This is a genomic window from Streptomyces sp. NPDC057249 (genome assembly GCF_042669245.1).
GTDB lineage: Bacteria > Actinomycetota > Actinomycetes > Streptomycetales > Streptomycetaceae > Streptomyces.
Genome location: NZ_JBHUXS010000003.1, coordinates 1 through 14,102, shown reverse-complemented (window position 1 = coordinate 14,102; position 14,102 = coordinate 1). Strand labels below are relative to the sequence as shown.

At 71.2% G+C, this 14,102-nt stretch carries 15 protein-coding genes; 6 read left to right on the top strand and 9 right to left on the bottom strand.

The features are described from left to right. Positions 1–149: 149 nt before the first annotated feature. Positions 150–569 carry a DUF4265 domain-containing protein gene (locus ACFUJY_RS06575; RefSeq protein ID WP_383295471.1) on the top strand — a complete coding sequence of 140 codons (420 nt, stop codon included), beginning with the start codon at positions 150–152 and terminating at the stop codon, positions 567–569. A gap of 48 nt (positions 570–617) precedes the next feature. Here ACFUJY_RS06575 and ACFUJY_RS06570 read toward each other — a convergent pair whose 3' ends face one another. From ACFUJY_RS06570 to ACFUJY_RS06560, 3 genes are all read right to left on the bottom strand, one after another. Beyond that, positions 618–1,634, bottom strand: a complete 1,017-nt coding sequence (locus ACFUJY_RS06570) for a sigma-70 family RNA polymerase sigma factor (protein ID WP_383295468.1) — start codon at positions 1,632–1,634, stop codon at positions 618–620. 98 nt (positions 1,635–1,732) lie between these two features. Beyond that, on the bottom strand, positions 1,733–2,449 hold the full coding sequence (locus ACFUJY_RS06565; protein ID WP_383295466.1) for a L,D-transpeptidase family protein: 717 nt from the start codon (positions 2,447–2,449) through the stop codon (positions 1,733–1,735). A 103-nt stretch (positions 2,450–2,552) separates the two neighbouring features. Beyond that, positions 2,553–3,851: an MFS transporter gene (locus ACFUJY_RS06560; RefSeq protein WP_383295464.1), complete on the bottom strand. Its 1,299-nt coding sequence runs from the start codon at positions 3,849–3,851 to the stop codon at positions 2,553–2,555. 63 nt (positions 3,852–3,914) lie between these two features. Between ACFUJY_RS06560 and ACFUJY_RS06555 the strand changes: the two genes are divergently transcribed. Continuing rightward, positions 3,915–4,868, top strand: a complete 954-nt coding sequence (locus ACFUJY_RS06555; protein ID WP_383295461.1) for a LysR family transcriptional regulator — start codon at positions 3,915–3,917, stop codon at positions 4,866–4,868. A gap of 74 nt (positions 4,869–4,942) precedes the next feature. After that, positions 4,943–6,652: a phosphodiester glycosidase family protein gene (locus ACFUJY_RS06550; protein ID WP_383295458.1), complete on the top strand. Its 1,710-nt coding sequence runs from the start codon at positions 4,943–4,945 to the stop codon at positions 6,650–6,652. 6 nt (positions 6,653–6,658) lie between these two features. Here ACFUJY_RS06550 and ACFUJY_RS06545 read toward each other — a convergent pair whose 3' ends face one another. Then, a complete protein-coding gene (locus tag ACFUJY_RS06545; RefSeq protein ID WP_383295456.1) occupies positions 6,659–7,423 on the bottom strand; it encodes an alpha/beta hydrolase in 765 nt (254 codons plus the stop codon). Between the two features lie 139 nt (positions 7,424–7,562). Between ACFUJY_RS06545 and ACFUJY_RS06540 the strand changes: the two genes are divergently transcribed. After that, positions 7,563–8,717 (top strand): adenosine deaminase, encoded by a 1,155-nt coding sequence (locus ACFUJY_RS06540; RefSeq protein ID WP_383295453.1) that lies wholly within the window; start codon positions 7,563–7,565, stop codon positions 8,715–8,717. Between the two features lie 135 nt (positions 8,718–8,852). After that, positions 8,853–9,167 (top strand): hypothetical protein, encoded by a 315-nt coding sequence (locus tag ACFUJY_RS06535; RefSeq protein WP_383295451.1) that lies wholly within the window; start codon positions 8,853–8,855, stop codon positions 9,165–9,167. 74 nt (positions 9,168–9,241) lie between these two features. On the opposite strand, the gene ACFUJY_RS06530 is transcribed toward ACFUJY_RS06535, so the two are convergent. The 5 genes from ACFUJY_RS06530 to afsQ1 form a co-directional block, all read right to left on the bottom strand. Then, entirely contained in the window at positions 9,242–9,445 is a 204-nt protein-coding gene (locus ACFUJY_RS06530; protein WP_164403039.1) for a PspC domain-containing protein, read from the bottom strand. A gap of 90 nt (positions 9,446–9,535) precedes the next feature. Then, positions 9,536–10,084: a VanZ family protein gene (locus ACFUJY_RS06525; RefSeq protein WP_383295448.1), complete on the bottom strand. Its 549-nt coding sequence runs from the start codon at positions 10,082–10,084 to the stop codon at positions 9,536–9,538. A 71-nt stretch (positions 10,085–10,155) separates the two neighbouring features. Then, positions 10,156–10,767, bottom strand: a complete 612-nt coding sequence (locus ACFUJY_RS06520; protein ID WP_383295445.1) for a hypothetical protein — start codon at positions 10,765–10,767, stop codon at positions 10,156–10,158. After that, positions 10,764–12,305, bottom strand: a complete 1,542-nt coding sequence (locus ACFUJY_RS06515; RefSeq protein WP_383295443.1) for an ATP-binding protein — start codon at positions 12,303–12,305, stop codon at positions 10,764–10,766. The genes ACFUJY_RS06520 and ACFUJY_RS06515 overlap by 4 nt, the downstream gene beginning before the upstream one ends. Then, on the bottom strand, positions 12,302–12,979 hold the full coding sequence (gene afsQ1 / locus ACFUJY_RS06510; RefSeq protein WP_026171255.1) for a two-component system response regulator AfsQ1: 678 nt from the start codon (positions 12,977–12,979) through the stop codon (positions 12,302–12,304). Before afsQ1 ends, ACFUJY_RS06515 begins: the two co-directional genes overlap by 4 nt. A 212-nt stretch (positions 12,980–13,191) precedes the next feature. Here afsQ1 and ACFUJY_RS06505 point away from each other — a divergent pair, with 212 nt between their 5' ends. Then, positions 13,192–13,938: a SigE family RNA polymerase sigma factor gene (locus ACFUJY_RS06505; RefSeq protein WP_383295439.1), complete on the top strand. Its 747-nt coding sequence runs from the start codon at positions 13,192–13,194 to the stop codon at positions 13,936–13,938. Positions 13,939–14,102 lie beyond the last annotated feature (164 nt).

The following is a 14,102-nucleotide window of genomic DNA, read 5'->3' as shown; positions in this document are numbered from 1 at the left end:
GGGTGTGGGTGGGTGGTGGTCTCGGCTGCGTTCACGGTCCGGGTCGAAGCAGGGTGCATGCGGGCGGGGTGAAGATGTCTGAGCGTGAAACGGCTCATGACCGTGTTCGAGTGGTTTTCGAGCTTGAGCAGGACGAGAGGTGGCCCCCTGTGGCCGTCGAACGCGTATGGGCGACTCCGTTGAGTGCGGAGCTGGTGCGCATCGACAATATCCCGTGGTTCGTTCCCAATCTTGCTCTGGGCGATCTCGTGAGCACGCGCGAAAATTCCGGCTCGGGCGATGTGGAACCGGTCGAAAGGATTCGCTGGTCGGGAAACTGCACCATTCGCGTCATTCCCTATGCGTCGGGTGCCCTCCGCGGGGATCTGGCGCGCGTTGTCGCCCTGTTTGAGCCTCTGGGTGTGGCGGCAGAGGTGGTGGGGCAATTCCGTATGGTCGGGCTGAATGTGCCTCCGGCGGTCGATATCGCAGCCGTGAAGCGACTTCTGGCGCAAGGCGGCAAGGAAGGCTGGTGGGATTACGAGGAGTCATGCGTCGGAGACGCCTGGGAAAATGAAGTAATCCGCTGAGGCTGATCCCGGGCGGTGGGGGTTTCACGAATCGCCGCCGGGGACCGCTCAGGCCGCCTCCAGCCGCTCCGGCAGCCCGAACAGCGGGAACCAGCGCGGCACGTCCAGGAAGCAGTGCAGGCCCGTGATCGCGCCGTCCCGGATGTCGATGACCTGGACCGCCCACGGGACGAAGCCCGGGCCCTCCGGGTCCGGCTTGTAGTGGGCGAAGGCCGGGGAGCCGTTGGCGGAGGTCGCGAGCAGGCGGGAGCCGGCGCAGCCCGCGCCCAGGGACGTCATGAAGCCGGTGATGTCGTCGTGGCCCCGGAGCCACAGGTCGAACGGCGGCATCGTCATCACCGCGTCCTCGTGGAGGAGGGCGGTCAGCGCCTTCATGTCGTAGCCCTCGAACGCCGCCACGTACCGTTCGAGCAGGGCCGTCTGCTCCTCGTCCAGCGGGTCCGCCGCGTCGGCGGCCACGGACTCGTGGTCGGTCAGGGTCGCCCGGGCCCGCTGGAGGGCGCTGTTGACCGAGGCGACGGAGGTGCCGAGCAGCTCCGCGACCTCCGCGGCCTTCCACGCCAGCACCTCGCGCAGGATGAGCACGGCGCGCTGCTTCGGCGGCAGGTGCTGGAGCGCCGCGACGAACGCGAGGCGCACCGACTCGCGCGCCACCGCCGCCTCCGCCGGATCGTCGGTCGTCGGAATGATCCGGCCGTCCGGCATGGGCTCCAGCCAGGTGTGCTCCGGCAGTGGATTGAGCGCGGCCTGCGCGAGCGGCGTCGGCCCGGTCAGATCGACCGGCCGGGCCCGCCGCTTGCCCGCGTTCAGCATGTCCAGGCAGACGTTGGTGGCGATGCGGTACAGCCAGGACCGTATCGAGGACCGGCCCTCGAACTTGTCGAAGCCGCGCCAGGCCCGTACGAGCGTGTCCTGGACCGCGTCCTCCGCCTCGAACGCCGAGCCAAGCATCCGGTAGCAGTAACCGGTCAGCTCGACCCGGTGCCCCTCCAAGCGACGGTCGATGTCGCCTGGAGCACCGGTCCCGGCGCCGGGACCCGCTGCCGCCGCTGTCAGTCCACTCATCGCCGATCCACCCTGTCGTGCCGTGACACCGCTCACTTCATCCAGCACTTCGGAAGCTACAGCGGGGCACTGACAACGGGGCGGGCGAGCGGCAGCCGTCAGGTCCCCGGCTTGCGGCCGTACACGTAGACGTCGTCGCCGTTCTTCAACAGGTTCCAGTATGACTTCGCGTCCGAGGTGCGCATGTTGATACAGCCGTGCGACCCCGGCGGATTCCACATCTTCACGCCGACCGCGTGGAACGCCTGGCCGCCGTCGAAGAACTGCGAGTACGGCATGGCCACGTGGTAGAGGGACGACACGTGGTTCTTGTGGCGCCAGTAGACCTTCTTGGCGCCCGTCCGCGTCTCGTACTTGTCCCTCCCCGTCCGCACCGGCACCGGCCCGAACTTCAGCTTCTTGCCGTCCTGAATCCAGCTGATCTGGCGCGTCAGGTCGACGCAGGCGATGCGCCCCTTGTTCGTCGGGCACTTCCCGGCCTTGTTCGGGTTCTTGCCGGCCGCCTTCTGCGCGGTGAGCGTCTGCATCGTGCGCCAGGTGACCGGTCCCGCGTAACCGATGGTCGGGGTGACCCCGTACGTGCTCTGGAACGACCGGATCTTCTTGCAGTCGGCCGCCGACTGCCTGCCGTCGACCTTCAGGTGCAGGTACTTCTCGACCTGCTTCTGGTACGGGCCCGTGGACGTCGTGCAGGACGCCGCCTGCGCGGCGGTGCCCGTACCGAGGACGAACGCCGGTATCGCGGTCAGACCCGCGACGGACAGGACGAGCCCCCTTCGCGCCCGTGTGCCCGTGATGTCCCGTAGGTTCCGCATGTTCTTCCTGACTCCCATGTACGCCAACTCCCCTTCGCGCGCACTGCGGTGATTCCGCCTGCTAGATGCGCGAAGGGGGGCGACGGGTTGTGCGCCGAATGTCTCAGTTCTGTACGGGCGCCACGGCCGCGGGCCGCAGCCGTTCGGCGCGGGCGGCCCGCGTCCCGTAGAGCGTGATGGATACGACTCCGAGGACCGCGAGCAGCCCCAGCGCGACCGTGCCCGCCCAGCCGCCGGCGTGGAAGGCCACCGCGCCGAGCGTGCCGCCCGCGCTGGAGCCGAGGTAGTACGCCGACTGGTACAGCGCCGACGCCTGGGCGCGGCCCGTCGTCGCCGTACGGCTCACCGACGAGGAGGCGACCGCGTGCCCGGCGAAGAAGCCGGCCGTGATCAGCACCAGGCCGAGGAGCACGGCGGCCAGCCGGTCGCCCAGCGACAGCAGCAGCCCGGCGGCCGTGGTGGAGACGGCGAGGTACAGCGCGCCCCGCCGCCCCAGCCGCGCGACCAGCCGTCCGGCCGCGGCGGAGGAGACCGTACCGACCAGGTACACCAGGAAGATCGAGCCCACGATGCCCTGCGGCAGGTTGAACGGGGCCTCCACGAGCCGGTATCCGATGACCGTGTACACGGCGCCGAACACCGTCATGAACAGCGCGCCGATCGCGTACAGCCGCCGCAGCAGCGGATTGGCGAGGTGCGAGCCGACGGTCTTCGCGAGCGCCTTCGGGTTCAGCGTGCCCGGGGTGAAGTGCCGGGCGCGCGGGATCATGAAGTGGAAGACGATCGCGCACGCCACGGCCAGCAGCCCGACCGCGCCGACCGCCGCACGCCAGCCCCACAGCTGCGCGATCCAGCCGGTGAGGATGCGGCCGGTCATCCCGCCGATGCTGTTCCCGGCCACGAACAGCCCGATCGCGGCGACGAGCGCCTTGGGCCGCACCTCCTCCGCCAGGTACGCCATCGCGGAGGCGGGCAGTCCGGCGAGCGCGGCGCCCTGGACGGCGCGCAGCGCGATCAGCGTGCCCAGCGAGGGCGCGAACGGGACGAACAGCCCGACCGTCACCGCGATCGCCAGCGAGGCGGTCATCATCTGCCGCCGCCCGAACCGCTCGGACAGCGCGCTCAGCGGCAGCACGCACAGCGCCAGCGCGCCGGTCGCCGCGGACACCGTCCAGCTCGCCTGCCCGGCCGTCGCGCCGAACGACGCGGAGACGGCGGGCAGCAGCGCCTGCGTGGAGTAGAGGAGCGCGAACGTCGCGACACCGGCGGCGAAGAGGGCGAAGCTCATCCGGCGGTAGCCGGGGCGCCCGGGTTCGAGCCGGCCGGTGGTGTCGGCGACGGGGGACGACTGGGTCGAGGCGGCCACGGTGAGGGTGGACGCCCCGGTACTGGCAGGAGGCATGCGACGACGGTAGGACGCGCGGGATTCATGCGTCCAATGCACAAACAGCGAATAATCAATCCCATGGCGCATCAGCACAGCTCACGGCCTCGGCTGTCACCGAGTAGTTACGAAGAAGACATCCGCGCGGTCCTCGCACCGCGCCTCGCGTACTTCGAGGCGGTCGCCCGCCACGAGCACGTCACGCGCGCCGCCCAGGAACTGGGCGTCCCGCAGTCCACCCTCTCCCGCGCGATGGTGCGCCTGGAGGACGACCTGGGCGTCGCCCTGTTCGCGCGCAAGGGCCGCACGGTCTCCCTGACCCCGGCCGGCCGCACCTTCCTCGGCTCGGCCGAGCGCGCCCTCGCGGAGGTGGAGAAAGCAGCCGACTCGGTACGCGCCGACGCCGACCCCACCGCGGGCAAGGTGGCCTTCGGCTTCCTCCACACGATGGGCTCCGAAACGGTCCCCGCCCTCATCCGCGCCTTCCGGGCCGACCACCCCCGGGTCCGGTTCCAGCTCGTCCAGAACTACGGCGAGGCCATGATCGAACGCCTCCGCGCCGGCGGCCTCGACCTCTGCCTCACCTCCCCGGTCCCGGACGCCCCCGACCTGGTCACCCGCCGCCTCGACGAGCAACGCCTGCGCCTGGTCGTCCCCGACGACCACCGCCTCGCCACCCGCCGCCGCATCCGCCTCGCCGAAGCCGCCGACGAAACCTTCGTCACCCTGGAACCCGGCTACGGCCTCCGCCGCATCACGGACGACCTCTGCGCGGCGGCCGGCTTCGTCCCCCGCGTCGCCTTCGAGGGCGAGGAGGCGGAGACCCTGCGGGGCCTGGTGGCGGCGGGCCTGGGCGTGGCCCTCCTCCCACCGCCCGCGGTGGCCCGCCCGGGCGTGGTGGAGCTGACGGTGACGGCGCCGAGGGCGGTGCGCGAGATCGGGGTGGCCTGGCTGGACGGGCACCCGGACACGGCCCCGGTGGCGGCGTTCAAGAAGTTCCTGCTGGGGCGGAGGGGGAGCTTGCTGCCGGGGTGAGGGGGAAAAGCCCGCCGCATACCTGCCGTATGGCGAACTGGACAGATTCGTACGGAAGCGCGAATCATCCCGCCATGATCACCTCACGTCTGAGACCCCACCGGGCGGCGGCGAGCCTGGCCGCTGCCATGGTCCTGGCCTCCCTGCTCATTCCGTCCGCCCGCGCGTCGGAGGTCGTGGCGGCGGCCGCCGTTCCGGACTATCCCCCCGTCGGCTCCGTCTTCCCGCTCGGAGACGGCTCGGCACCGAGGAGCGGGATCACGCAGCTGGGCTCCGGTGTCACCTACCGGGTGTACTCACAGGGGACGGCGGCGAGCGACGGATGGGCCGTGTGGGTGCGGTACCCCGACGGGCAGGAAATGATTACCGTCGCCGCCACGGCGACGGCGTACGCGCAGAAGTTGCGGGACGCCGGATTTCCCGCCGAGGCGGTACCCCTGACCTCGCCCGCCACCACGGACACGTACGCCATGACGTTCTACGGCGTGCACGTCGGCCCGTACGGTACCGCTGCCGCCGCGGCGGACACCCGGACCCGGCTGAAGGCGGCGGGCTACCCCAGCACCCGCACGTTCTTCACGGCCGAGACGAACCCTGAGTCCCGGGGCCCCTGGCAGATCCGCGTGATCACCGTGGCGCCCGGCGCCGAGGTCGACGTGCGCACCGAGCACGGTACGGACGTCTCCACCTCCCAGACGGTGAAGCAGATGGCGAACGCCTCCGGTGCGCTGGCGGCCGTCAACGGTACCGAGTTCGACATCGCGTCGCCGAACAACCCGTCCTTCATGGGCTACGAGGGAGTTCCCCAGGGGCTGTACGTACGGAACAACGTCCTGCTGGGCGCTCCCAACAACGGCCGCACCGCGCTCCTGCTCAACGCCGCCGGGGGTGGCCACCGCATCACCGAAACCACCTCCCGGACCTGGGTGTCCGTCCCGGGCAAGGGGGAGCGGGACGTGGACGGGGTGAACCGGGTGGCGGGCCAGATACTCGGTTGCGGTGGGGTCGGCGGTGACTTCAGGGAGTTCCCCGACGGCCCGAAGCCCTGGACGGACCCGGTGCGCAACGGCACCTGCTACGACCCGGACGAGATCGTGGTGTTCCGCCCGGAATGGGGAGCCACCACCCCTGGGCCGGCCAAGAAGTGGGCTGATGCCGCAGTCACCGAAGTGGTGATGAACGGTAACTGGGAGGTGCTGTCCGTACGGCACGCCCCGGGCCCCATCCCGGCGGGCGGCCGGGTGTTGCAGGGCATCGGCCGAGGCGGCACGTGGCTCGCCTCCCTCACTCCCGGCGAGAAGGTCACGCCGCGGACCACGATCACCGATCCGGACGGTGTCTCGGTGACCTCGCCGGCCTTCTCCGCCGTCGGGGGCGGGACCCCCGCCCTGCTGCGGGACGGCGAGATCATGCTCAACCCGGCTGTCAACGGGATGGCCCACGCCTCCTGCGTCCTGCCCGCCCCCGCGAGCGGCTGCCGGCCGAGCGGGGTGCTGACCTCACGGCACGCCCGTACCCTGGCGGGCATCTCGGCGGACGGTCACCTGATGCTCGTCACCATCGACGGCCGCAACCCGGCGTACAGCGTGGGCGTGACGCTGCCGGAAGCCGCAGAGGTGATGCGCTGGCTCGGTGCCCGGGACGCCGTGGGCCTCGGCAGCGGAGGAGACACCACGATGGTCGTGGGCGGCAGCCTCTACAACCGGCCCTGGGACGAGTGGGAGGACACCGCTCTCCGCGAGCGCAGGATGAGCAACGTCGTGGTCGTGGTGCCGCGTTCGTAGGGCCCCTCACCCCACCCCCAGCGACTCCCCGAACCCCACCGCCAGCGGCATCCGCAACCCCAACGGCGGCGGGGCCGCCAGCGCGTCCGTCACCGGGCGGGCGTACGCGTGGCCGAACAGTGTGCCGCGTACGAAGTCGGCGGCCAGGGCGGCGACTTCGGAGCGGTGCTGCCGAAAGCCGTGGCCGTCCGAGTGGACCTCGAAGCGGCAGGTGTCGCGGTTGGTCTTCTTGGCGCGTTCGGCCAGGCGGAAGGAGAGCTCCGGGGCGCAGCGGGTGTCGTTGGTGCCGTGGACCAGCAGGACCGGGCGGCCGACCAGGTGCTTGACCGGTTCGGGGTCGGCGGACGGGTCGCCGGGGAGCCAGGGGGCCAGGGCCATGACCGCGCCGACCGCCGGGTGGCCGCCCGCGCGGAGGGCCGCCCGGGCGCCCATGCCGTGGCCGGCCAGGCAGAGGGGGACGTCGCCGTAGCGGCGTACGGCCTCGTCCACCGCCCACTCGGCGTCCGCCGCGAGGTGGGCGTCGTCCTCGTTCCAGCCGCGGCAGCGGTAGCGCACCACATGGGCGGTGAGGCCGTCGGTGCGGCCCGCGTGGGCCAGGGCGCGGGCCAGCGGGAGCAGGCGGGCGTGGGAGAGGGAGGAGGGGCGGCGGTGCGAGTGGGGCTCGCCGTCCGGGAGCAGCAGGACCACGCCGCCGACCGTTGATGTTCCGGCCGCCGCTCCGACGGCCCGTCCCAGCCGTGCCGCCGGCTGGGGGAGTGCGCGCTGTGCCATGGCGTACACAGTGTCAGACGGGCGCGGGTCCGCCACCCCCGTTCGCGGGGTCTGTTACGCAGCGGGGCGCGCGAAGGCTCGACCGTACCGTTATGCAACGACTAGCCCGCTCTACGCGCGTAGGCGCTACAGTGCCTGGATGATGAGCCCGACCCTCCATGTGCCCGGCCCGGACCAGATCCGGCGTGCCCCCAAGGTCCTTCTGCACGACCACCTCGACGGCGGTCTGCGCCCCGGAACGATCGTCGATCTCGCGGCGGCGATCGGATACGACGCGCTTCCCGAGAACGAGCCCGACAAACTCGGCATCTGGTTCCGGGAGGCCGCGGACTCCGGTTCGCTGGAGCGGTATCTGGAGACCTTCGCCCACACCTGTGCGGTCATGCAGACGCGTGACGCGCTGGTCCGGGTCGCCGCCGAGTGCGCCGAGGACCTGGCGGCCGACGGTGTCGTCTACGCCGAGGTGCGGTACGCCCCCGAGCAGCACCTGGAGGCCGGGCTGACCCTCGAAGAGGTGGTCGAGGCCGTCAACGAGGGGTTCCGGGAGGGCGAGCGGCGGGCCCGGCAGGACGGCAACCGCATCCGCGTCGGCGCCCTGCTCACCGCCATGCGGCACGCCGCGCGCTCCCTGGAGATCGCCGAACTCGCCAACCGGTACCGGGACCAGGGCGTCGTCGGCTTCGACATCGCGGGCGCCGAGGCCGGGTTCCCGCCCACCCGGCACCTGGACGCGTTCGAGTACCTCAAGCGCGAGAACAACCACTTCACGATCCACGCGGGCGAGGCGTTCGGGCTGCCGTCGATCTGGCAGGCCATCCAGTGGTGCGGCGCCGACCGGCTCGGGCACGGGGTCCGCATCATCGACGACATCGAGGTCGCGGAGGACGGCTCGGTGAAGCTGGGCCGGCTCGCCTCCTACGTACGGGACAAGCGCATCCCGCTGGAGATGTGCCCGACGTCCAACCTCCAGACCGGGGCCGCGTCCTCGTACGCGGAGCACCCCATCGGGCTGCTCCGCAAGCTGCACTTCCGGGCCACCGTCAACACGGACAACCGGCTGATGAGCGGCACCAGCATGAGTCAGGAATTCGAGAAGCTGACCGAGGCTTTCGGATACACGCTCGACGACATGCAATGGTTCACCGTCAATGGAATGAAGTCCGCATTCATTCCTTTCGATGAACGTCTGGCGATGATCAATGACGTCATCAAGCCCGGGTACGCCGAGCTGAAATCCGAATGGCTTTTCGAGCAGACCGCTGCGACCAGCGTGTCTTCCTCGTTGGCCGGCTGACGGAGTCGTGCGGGGAACGGCCGGGAAGAGGTTTTCCCGGCCGTTTTTCCGTGGTGGCGGATGTTTGCGGAGCGGGGCTGCGGCTGACTACGTTGCATAGCCGCTCACATCCCCTTCCCCAAGGATGAATGTCATATGAAGCAGTCTGCCGCCAGGACGCTCGGTGTCGCCGCTCTCGGTGCCGCTTTCGCCGCTGCCGCCGCCGGTACCGCCTCCGCCTCCGCGCTGCCGCTGGAGACCGTGACCGGCGTCCTGCCCGTCGCCGGTGCCGTGGCCGACGCCACCTCGACGCTGCCGGTCCAGGACACCGCCGACCAGCTCCTCGGCACCAGCCAGACCAAGGTCCTCGGCGACGCCACCACCCCTGTCAAGAGCCTCCTCGGCGGCATGCCGGCCGGCGGTCTGACCACCAGCGGCCTGTCCGCCAACGGTCTGCCGCTCGGTCGCTGAGCCCGAGCCGGAACACGTCTGTGGGCGGGCACCCCGGCCGGGGTGCCCGCCCACAGGCATGGGCGCGGGAACGGCTACCAGGCCGCCGAGGACGACGGCCGCTCCTGGGGCAGCAGCAGCCACAGCGCCAGGTAGAGCAGGAACTGCGGTCCCGGCAGCAGGCACGAGACCAGGAAGATGATGCGCATGGTCCTCGCCGACGTGCCGAAACGCCGCGCCAGCGCTGCGCACACTCCGCCGATCATGCGTCCGTCGCGGGGGCGGGCAAGTGCGGCCATGGTGGGCTCCTTCGCGAACCGTTGCGGGGAGCAGTCCGTTGTGCTCCCGATGCATCCATCGTCGCGCGACGAACCGGACGAAGCCTCGCTCTACGGGGCCATTCCGACCCCGGAAATCGTCGGGGTCGAACCCTGAGGGGCCTCGTGCCCGCTCCGCGACGCCACCCGCGGCTCCGGTCCGCCCCGCCGGCGCAGGCGCGCCCGGCACGCGGGGACCACCAGGGCGTGGGCGAGGGCCACGCCCGCCGTGTTCAGGAACAGCGAGTCCACGTCCACCACCTGGCCGGGCACCCCGGTCTGCCCCAGCTCGATGGCCAGCGAGATCAGCGAACCGGCCGCGACCGTACGGGCCAGCGAGAGCCACGGGGACACGTACAGCCGGCCCCCGGCCATCGGCAGCAGCACGCCCAGCGGCGCCAGCAGGAGGAGCCCGCCCCCGATCCGGCGGAACGCGGCGGCGGGACCGAGTGACAGATCGGCCTTGATACCGGCGAACGGTGAGAGGTTGGCGGCGTCCATCCACGGCACGTCCAGCGGACGCAGGGTGAGCCACCCGACGAGCAGCAGATGCGCGAGGAGCAGCGACACCCCGACCGCGCGGAAGCGGATGACGGCCCGGCCGTCCGTACCTTGACGCACGAAGCCCTAGACGCGGGCGGCGGCAGGATCGGTTCCGCAGGACCCGGGGAGACCTGGCTCACCACGGCCCCCTACGGCACCCCCACCGTGCTCGGAACCGCCTTCGGGCTGGCCTTCGTCTCCGCCGTGCAGAGGTAGCCGCGGGCCGGGTAGTCGCCCGGGCCGCCCAGCGTCACCGTGTCGCCGGGGGTCAGGGAATCGCTGTCCGCGAAGGTGCAGACGACCTGGGCCAGGGCCTCGGCCGGCAGGTCCTCCGGCTGCTCGTTGAGCCGCAGCGCGTCCTTCGCGTCGCCCGGGCGGGGGCCGAGGACGCGGAGCGACGCGGGCACATCGGTGGAGAAACCCGCCTGCCGTTCGCCCGCCGAGGGCTGCCTGCGCAACTCGTCCAGCAGCTCCGTGGCGATCGCCGGCCGGTCCGACCCGGCCCCTTGCACCTGCACCGCCCGGTCCACCGTCACCAGCTGCGAGGCGCAGACCAGGTACACCTGCACGGGGATGCCCCGCCGGGCCTGGGCCGCGGCGTCCTCGGCGGGCATCGCGCACGGCACCCTGGACGGGGCGGCGCCGGCGTCCACCGGCACCGATGTCGTACGGATTCCGCAGCCCGCCGCCAGCACGGCACAGAGTGCGGCACCTGCCAGGGCGGCGGCGGTTCGGTGTCCCCGGCGTTCGCTGCGCCTCACGTCGCGTCGTCCTCCTGGTGGTCCGGTATCGGTGCGTCGTGATCCCCGGCGGTGCCGCTCGGCGCCCCGGGGTCGCGCGGCAGGCGCAGCACGAAGACCGCGCCGTCGCCGTCGGGGGAGTTGCGGGCGGTGATGTCGCCGTTGTGGATGTGCGCGTTCTCCATGGCGATGGAGAGGCCGAGCCCGCTGCCGTCCGAACGCGGCCGGGAGGCGCTCGCCTTGTAGAACCGGTCGAAGACGTGCGGCAGGACGTCCTCGGGGATGCCGGGGCCGTGGTCCCGGACCTCGATCACCAGCTCCTCGCCCTCGATCCGCACCGCGACCCGTACCGGCGAACCGCCGTGCTTGAGCGCGTTGCCGATCAGGTTCGCCAGGATCACATCGAGCCGGCGCGGGTCGAGGCGGACCATCATGCCGCGCTCCGCGTCGAGTTCGACCGCGTCCAGCCAGGCGCGGGCGTCGATGCAGGCGGTCACCTGGTCGGCGACGTCCACGTCGTCCAGGACCAGGCGGGCGGTGCCCGCGTCGAAGCGGGTCACCTCCATCAGGTTCTCCACGAGGTCGTTCAGCCGGCGGGTCTCGCTGACCACCAGGTTCACCGCGGGGGCGATCATCGGGTCGAGGCTGTCGACCTCGTCCTCCAGCACCTCCGTGACCGCGGTGAGCGCCGTCAGCGGCGTACGCAGCTCGTGCGACATGTCGGCGACGAACCGGCGGCTGGCCTCCTCGCGGGCGCTCATGTCCGCGACCTTCTTCTCCAGCGAGCAGGCGGTCCGGTTGAACGTCCGCGAAAGATCGGCCAGTTCATCGGTGCCGGACACCGCGAGCCGGGTGTCGAGCTTGCCCTCGCCGAGCTTGCGGGCCGCGTCCCCGAGCCGCTGCACCGGCCGCAGCACGGTCGTCGCCGCCGCCTGCGCGAGCAGCGCCGATCCGACCAGGGCGAGCGCCGTGGCGATCCCCAGCGACCAGGCGAGCGAGCTGAGGTCCTGCCGCTCCTGGTCCAGCGACTTCAGCATGTAGCCGGTCGGCCCGCCGCCGATGATCTTCGTACCGGCGACGAGGTACGGCGTACCGCGTATCGAGGTGCGCTGCCAGAACAGGTGGTACTCGTACTTGTTGCCCGCCTTGACCGGCTGCTTGCGGTCCACCTGCTCCTGCAACGACAGCGGCACGTTGTCGCGGGTGAAGGTGTCCAGGTCGCTGTTGCCGACGATGGGCTTGCCCGGATCGCGCTCGTCGATCAGCAGCACGCTGTAGCCGGGGCTGCTGCTCGCCATCTGCACGGCGGCCGTCTGCAGGTCCTCCTTGGTGGGGCGCAGCGGCAGCGAGGCCGCCCGGGACTGCATCTCCTGGCGGAAGTCGCCGAGCGCCGCGTCCTGGGTACGCGTCAGCACCGCCTCGCGGTTGAGCCAGTACGCGATGCCGGAGGCCGACACGGCGGCGGTCAGCGCGACGAGGCCGAAGACGATGACGAGCCGCAGTCGCAGGCTGGTCCAGCGGAGCCCGGCGCGCAGGCCCCGCCGCACAGCCGTGCTCACTGCGGCGAGTCCAGCCGGTAACCCACGCCGCGCACCGTACGGATCAGGGTCGGCGACGACGGTACGTCCTCCACCTTGGCGCGCAGCCGCTGGACACAGGCGTCGACCAGCCGGGAGTCGCCCAGGTAGTCGTGCTCCCAGACCAAGCGCAGGAGCTGCTGGCGGGACAGGGCCTGGCCGGGGCGGCGGCTCAGTTCGAGCAGGAGGCGCAGCTCGGTCGGCGTGAGCTGAAGGTCCTCGCCGTTCTTGGTGACGGTCATGGCGGAGCGGTCGATCACCACGTTCCCGAACGTCGCGGAGTCGGTCGACTCCCGTTCGCCGCGGCGCAGCACCGCGCGGATACGGGCGTCGAGCACCCGGCCCTGCACCGGCTTGACGACGTAGTCGTCGGCGCCGGACTCCAGACCCACCACGACGTCGATGTCGTCGCTCCGGGCGGTCAGCAGGATGATCGGCAGCTGGTCGGTGCGGCGGATGCGCCGGCACACCTCGAAACCGTCGATCCCGGGCAGCATCACATCCAGCACGACCAGGTCGGGGCGCTGCTCGCGCAGCAGGTTGAGGCCGTCCTCTCCCGTCGCCGCGGTGGCCACACGGTGGCCCTGGCGTGACAGCGAGAGTTCGAGGGCCGTGCGGATGGCGTCGTCGTCCTCGATCAGCAACAGGAAAGGCACTTGGTCATTCTGACCCATGGGACGTCCCAGTTCGACAGTTGGTCCCCCCTGATGCGTGCCCCATACGTCCCTCATGCATCCGGAAGCACGGATTCGTGCCGTCGCCAGGCCCTGTGACAGCCCTGTGACAGTCGGCGGACAGCGCCATGAAACTGCCCCGGCAAGCTCGTTGGCACAAGGAACGGACGGACTCCACCGATGGGGGGCGCGAGATGAACGCAACTCACAGCATCAACGCAAGCGCAGTTGTCACGCGTCTCCACGATGTCGGGCGGAGCACCGAGAAGTCCGGCGCCGCGGTGAACGGACGGGGGTGCGTTCGAGGCGCCGGGCGTCAGCACACGTCATTCATGACGGTGGTTGACGCGGGGGGCAACAGGGGAAGCGCGTACGGGGAGGACTCGGGGGAGCGGAAGGCACCGGAGCGGTCCGGGGACGCCGAAGCGGCGTTCACGGCCTACGTCCGGGAGCGCCGCGCCTCCCTGTACGCCACCGCCTACCACCTGACCGGTGACCGGTTCGAGGCGGAGGACCTGCTCCAGAGCGCCCTCTTCTCGACGTACCGGGCCTGGGACCGCATCAGCGACAAGGCCGCTGTCGGCGGTTATCTGCGCCGCACGATGACCAATCTGCACATCAGCGCCTGGCGCAGGCGCAAGCTGAACGAATACCCGACCGAGGAGCTGCCGGAGACGGCGGGCGACACGGACGCGATGCGCGGTACGGAGCTGCGCGCCGTGCTCTGGCAGGCGCTGGCGCGCCTCCCCGAGCTGCAGCGCACGATGCTCGTCCTGCGGTACTACGAGGGCCGTACGGACCCCGAGATCGCGTCCATCCTCGACATCAGTGTCGGCACGGTGAAGTCGAGCATCTGGCGGTCGCTCCGCCGGCTGCGCGAGGACGAGGTCCTGAGCTTCGGCCGTGACGAGGAGGAGTCCTTCGGCGAGCTGGTGGCCTGAAGGCTGGGGGGAACGGGGGCGCGCTGCCGCGTTGGGGGACGCGGTGGTGTTGTTACGGGGGGCAACGGGGATACGGGGAAGTCGCGGGGTCGGACGGGCCGGGGGGTCCCGTCCGACCCCGCGGCGCGTTTCGGGGGCTCTGCCCCCGGACCCCCGCTCCTCAA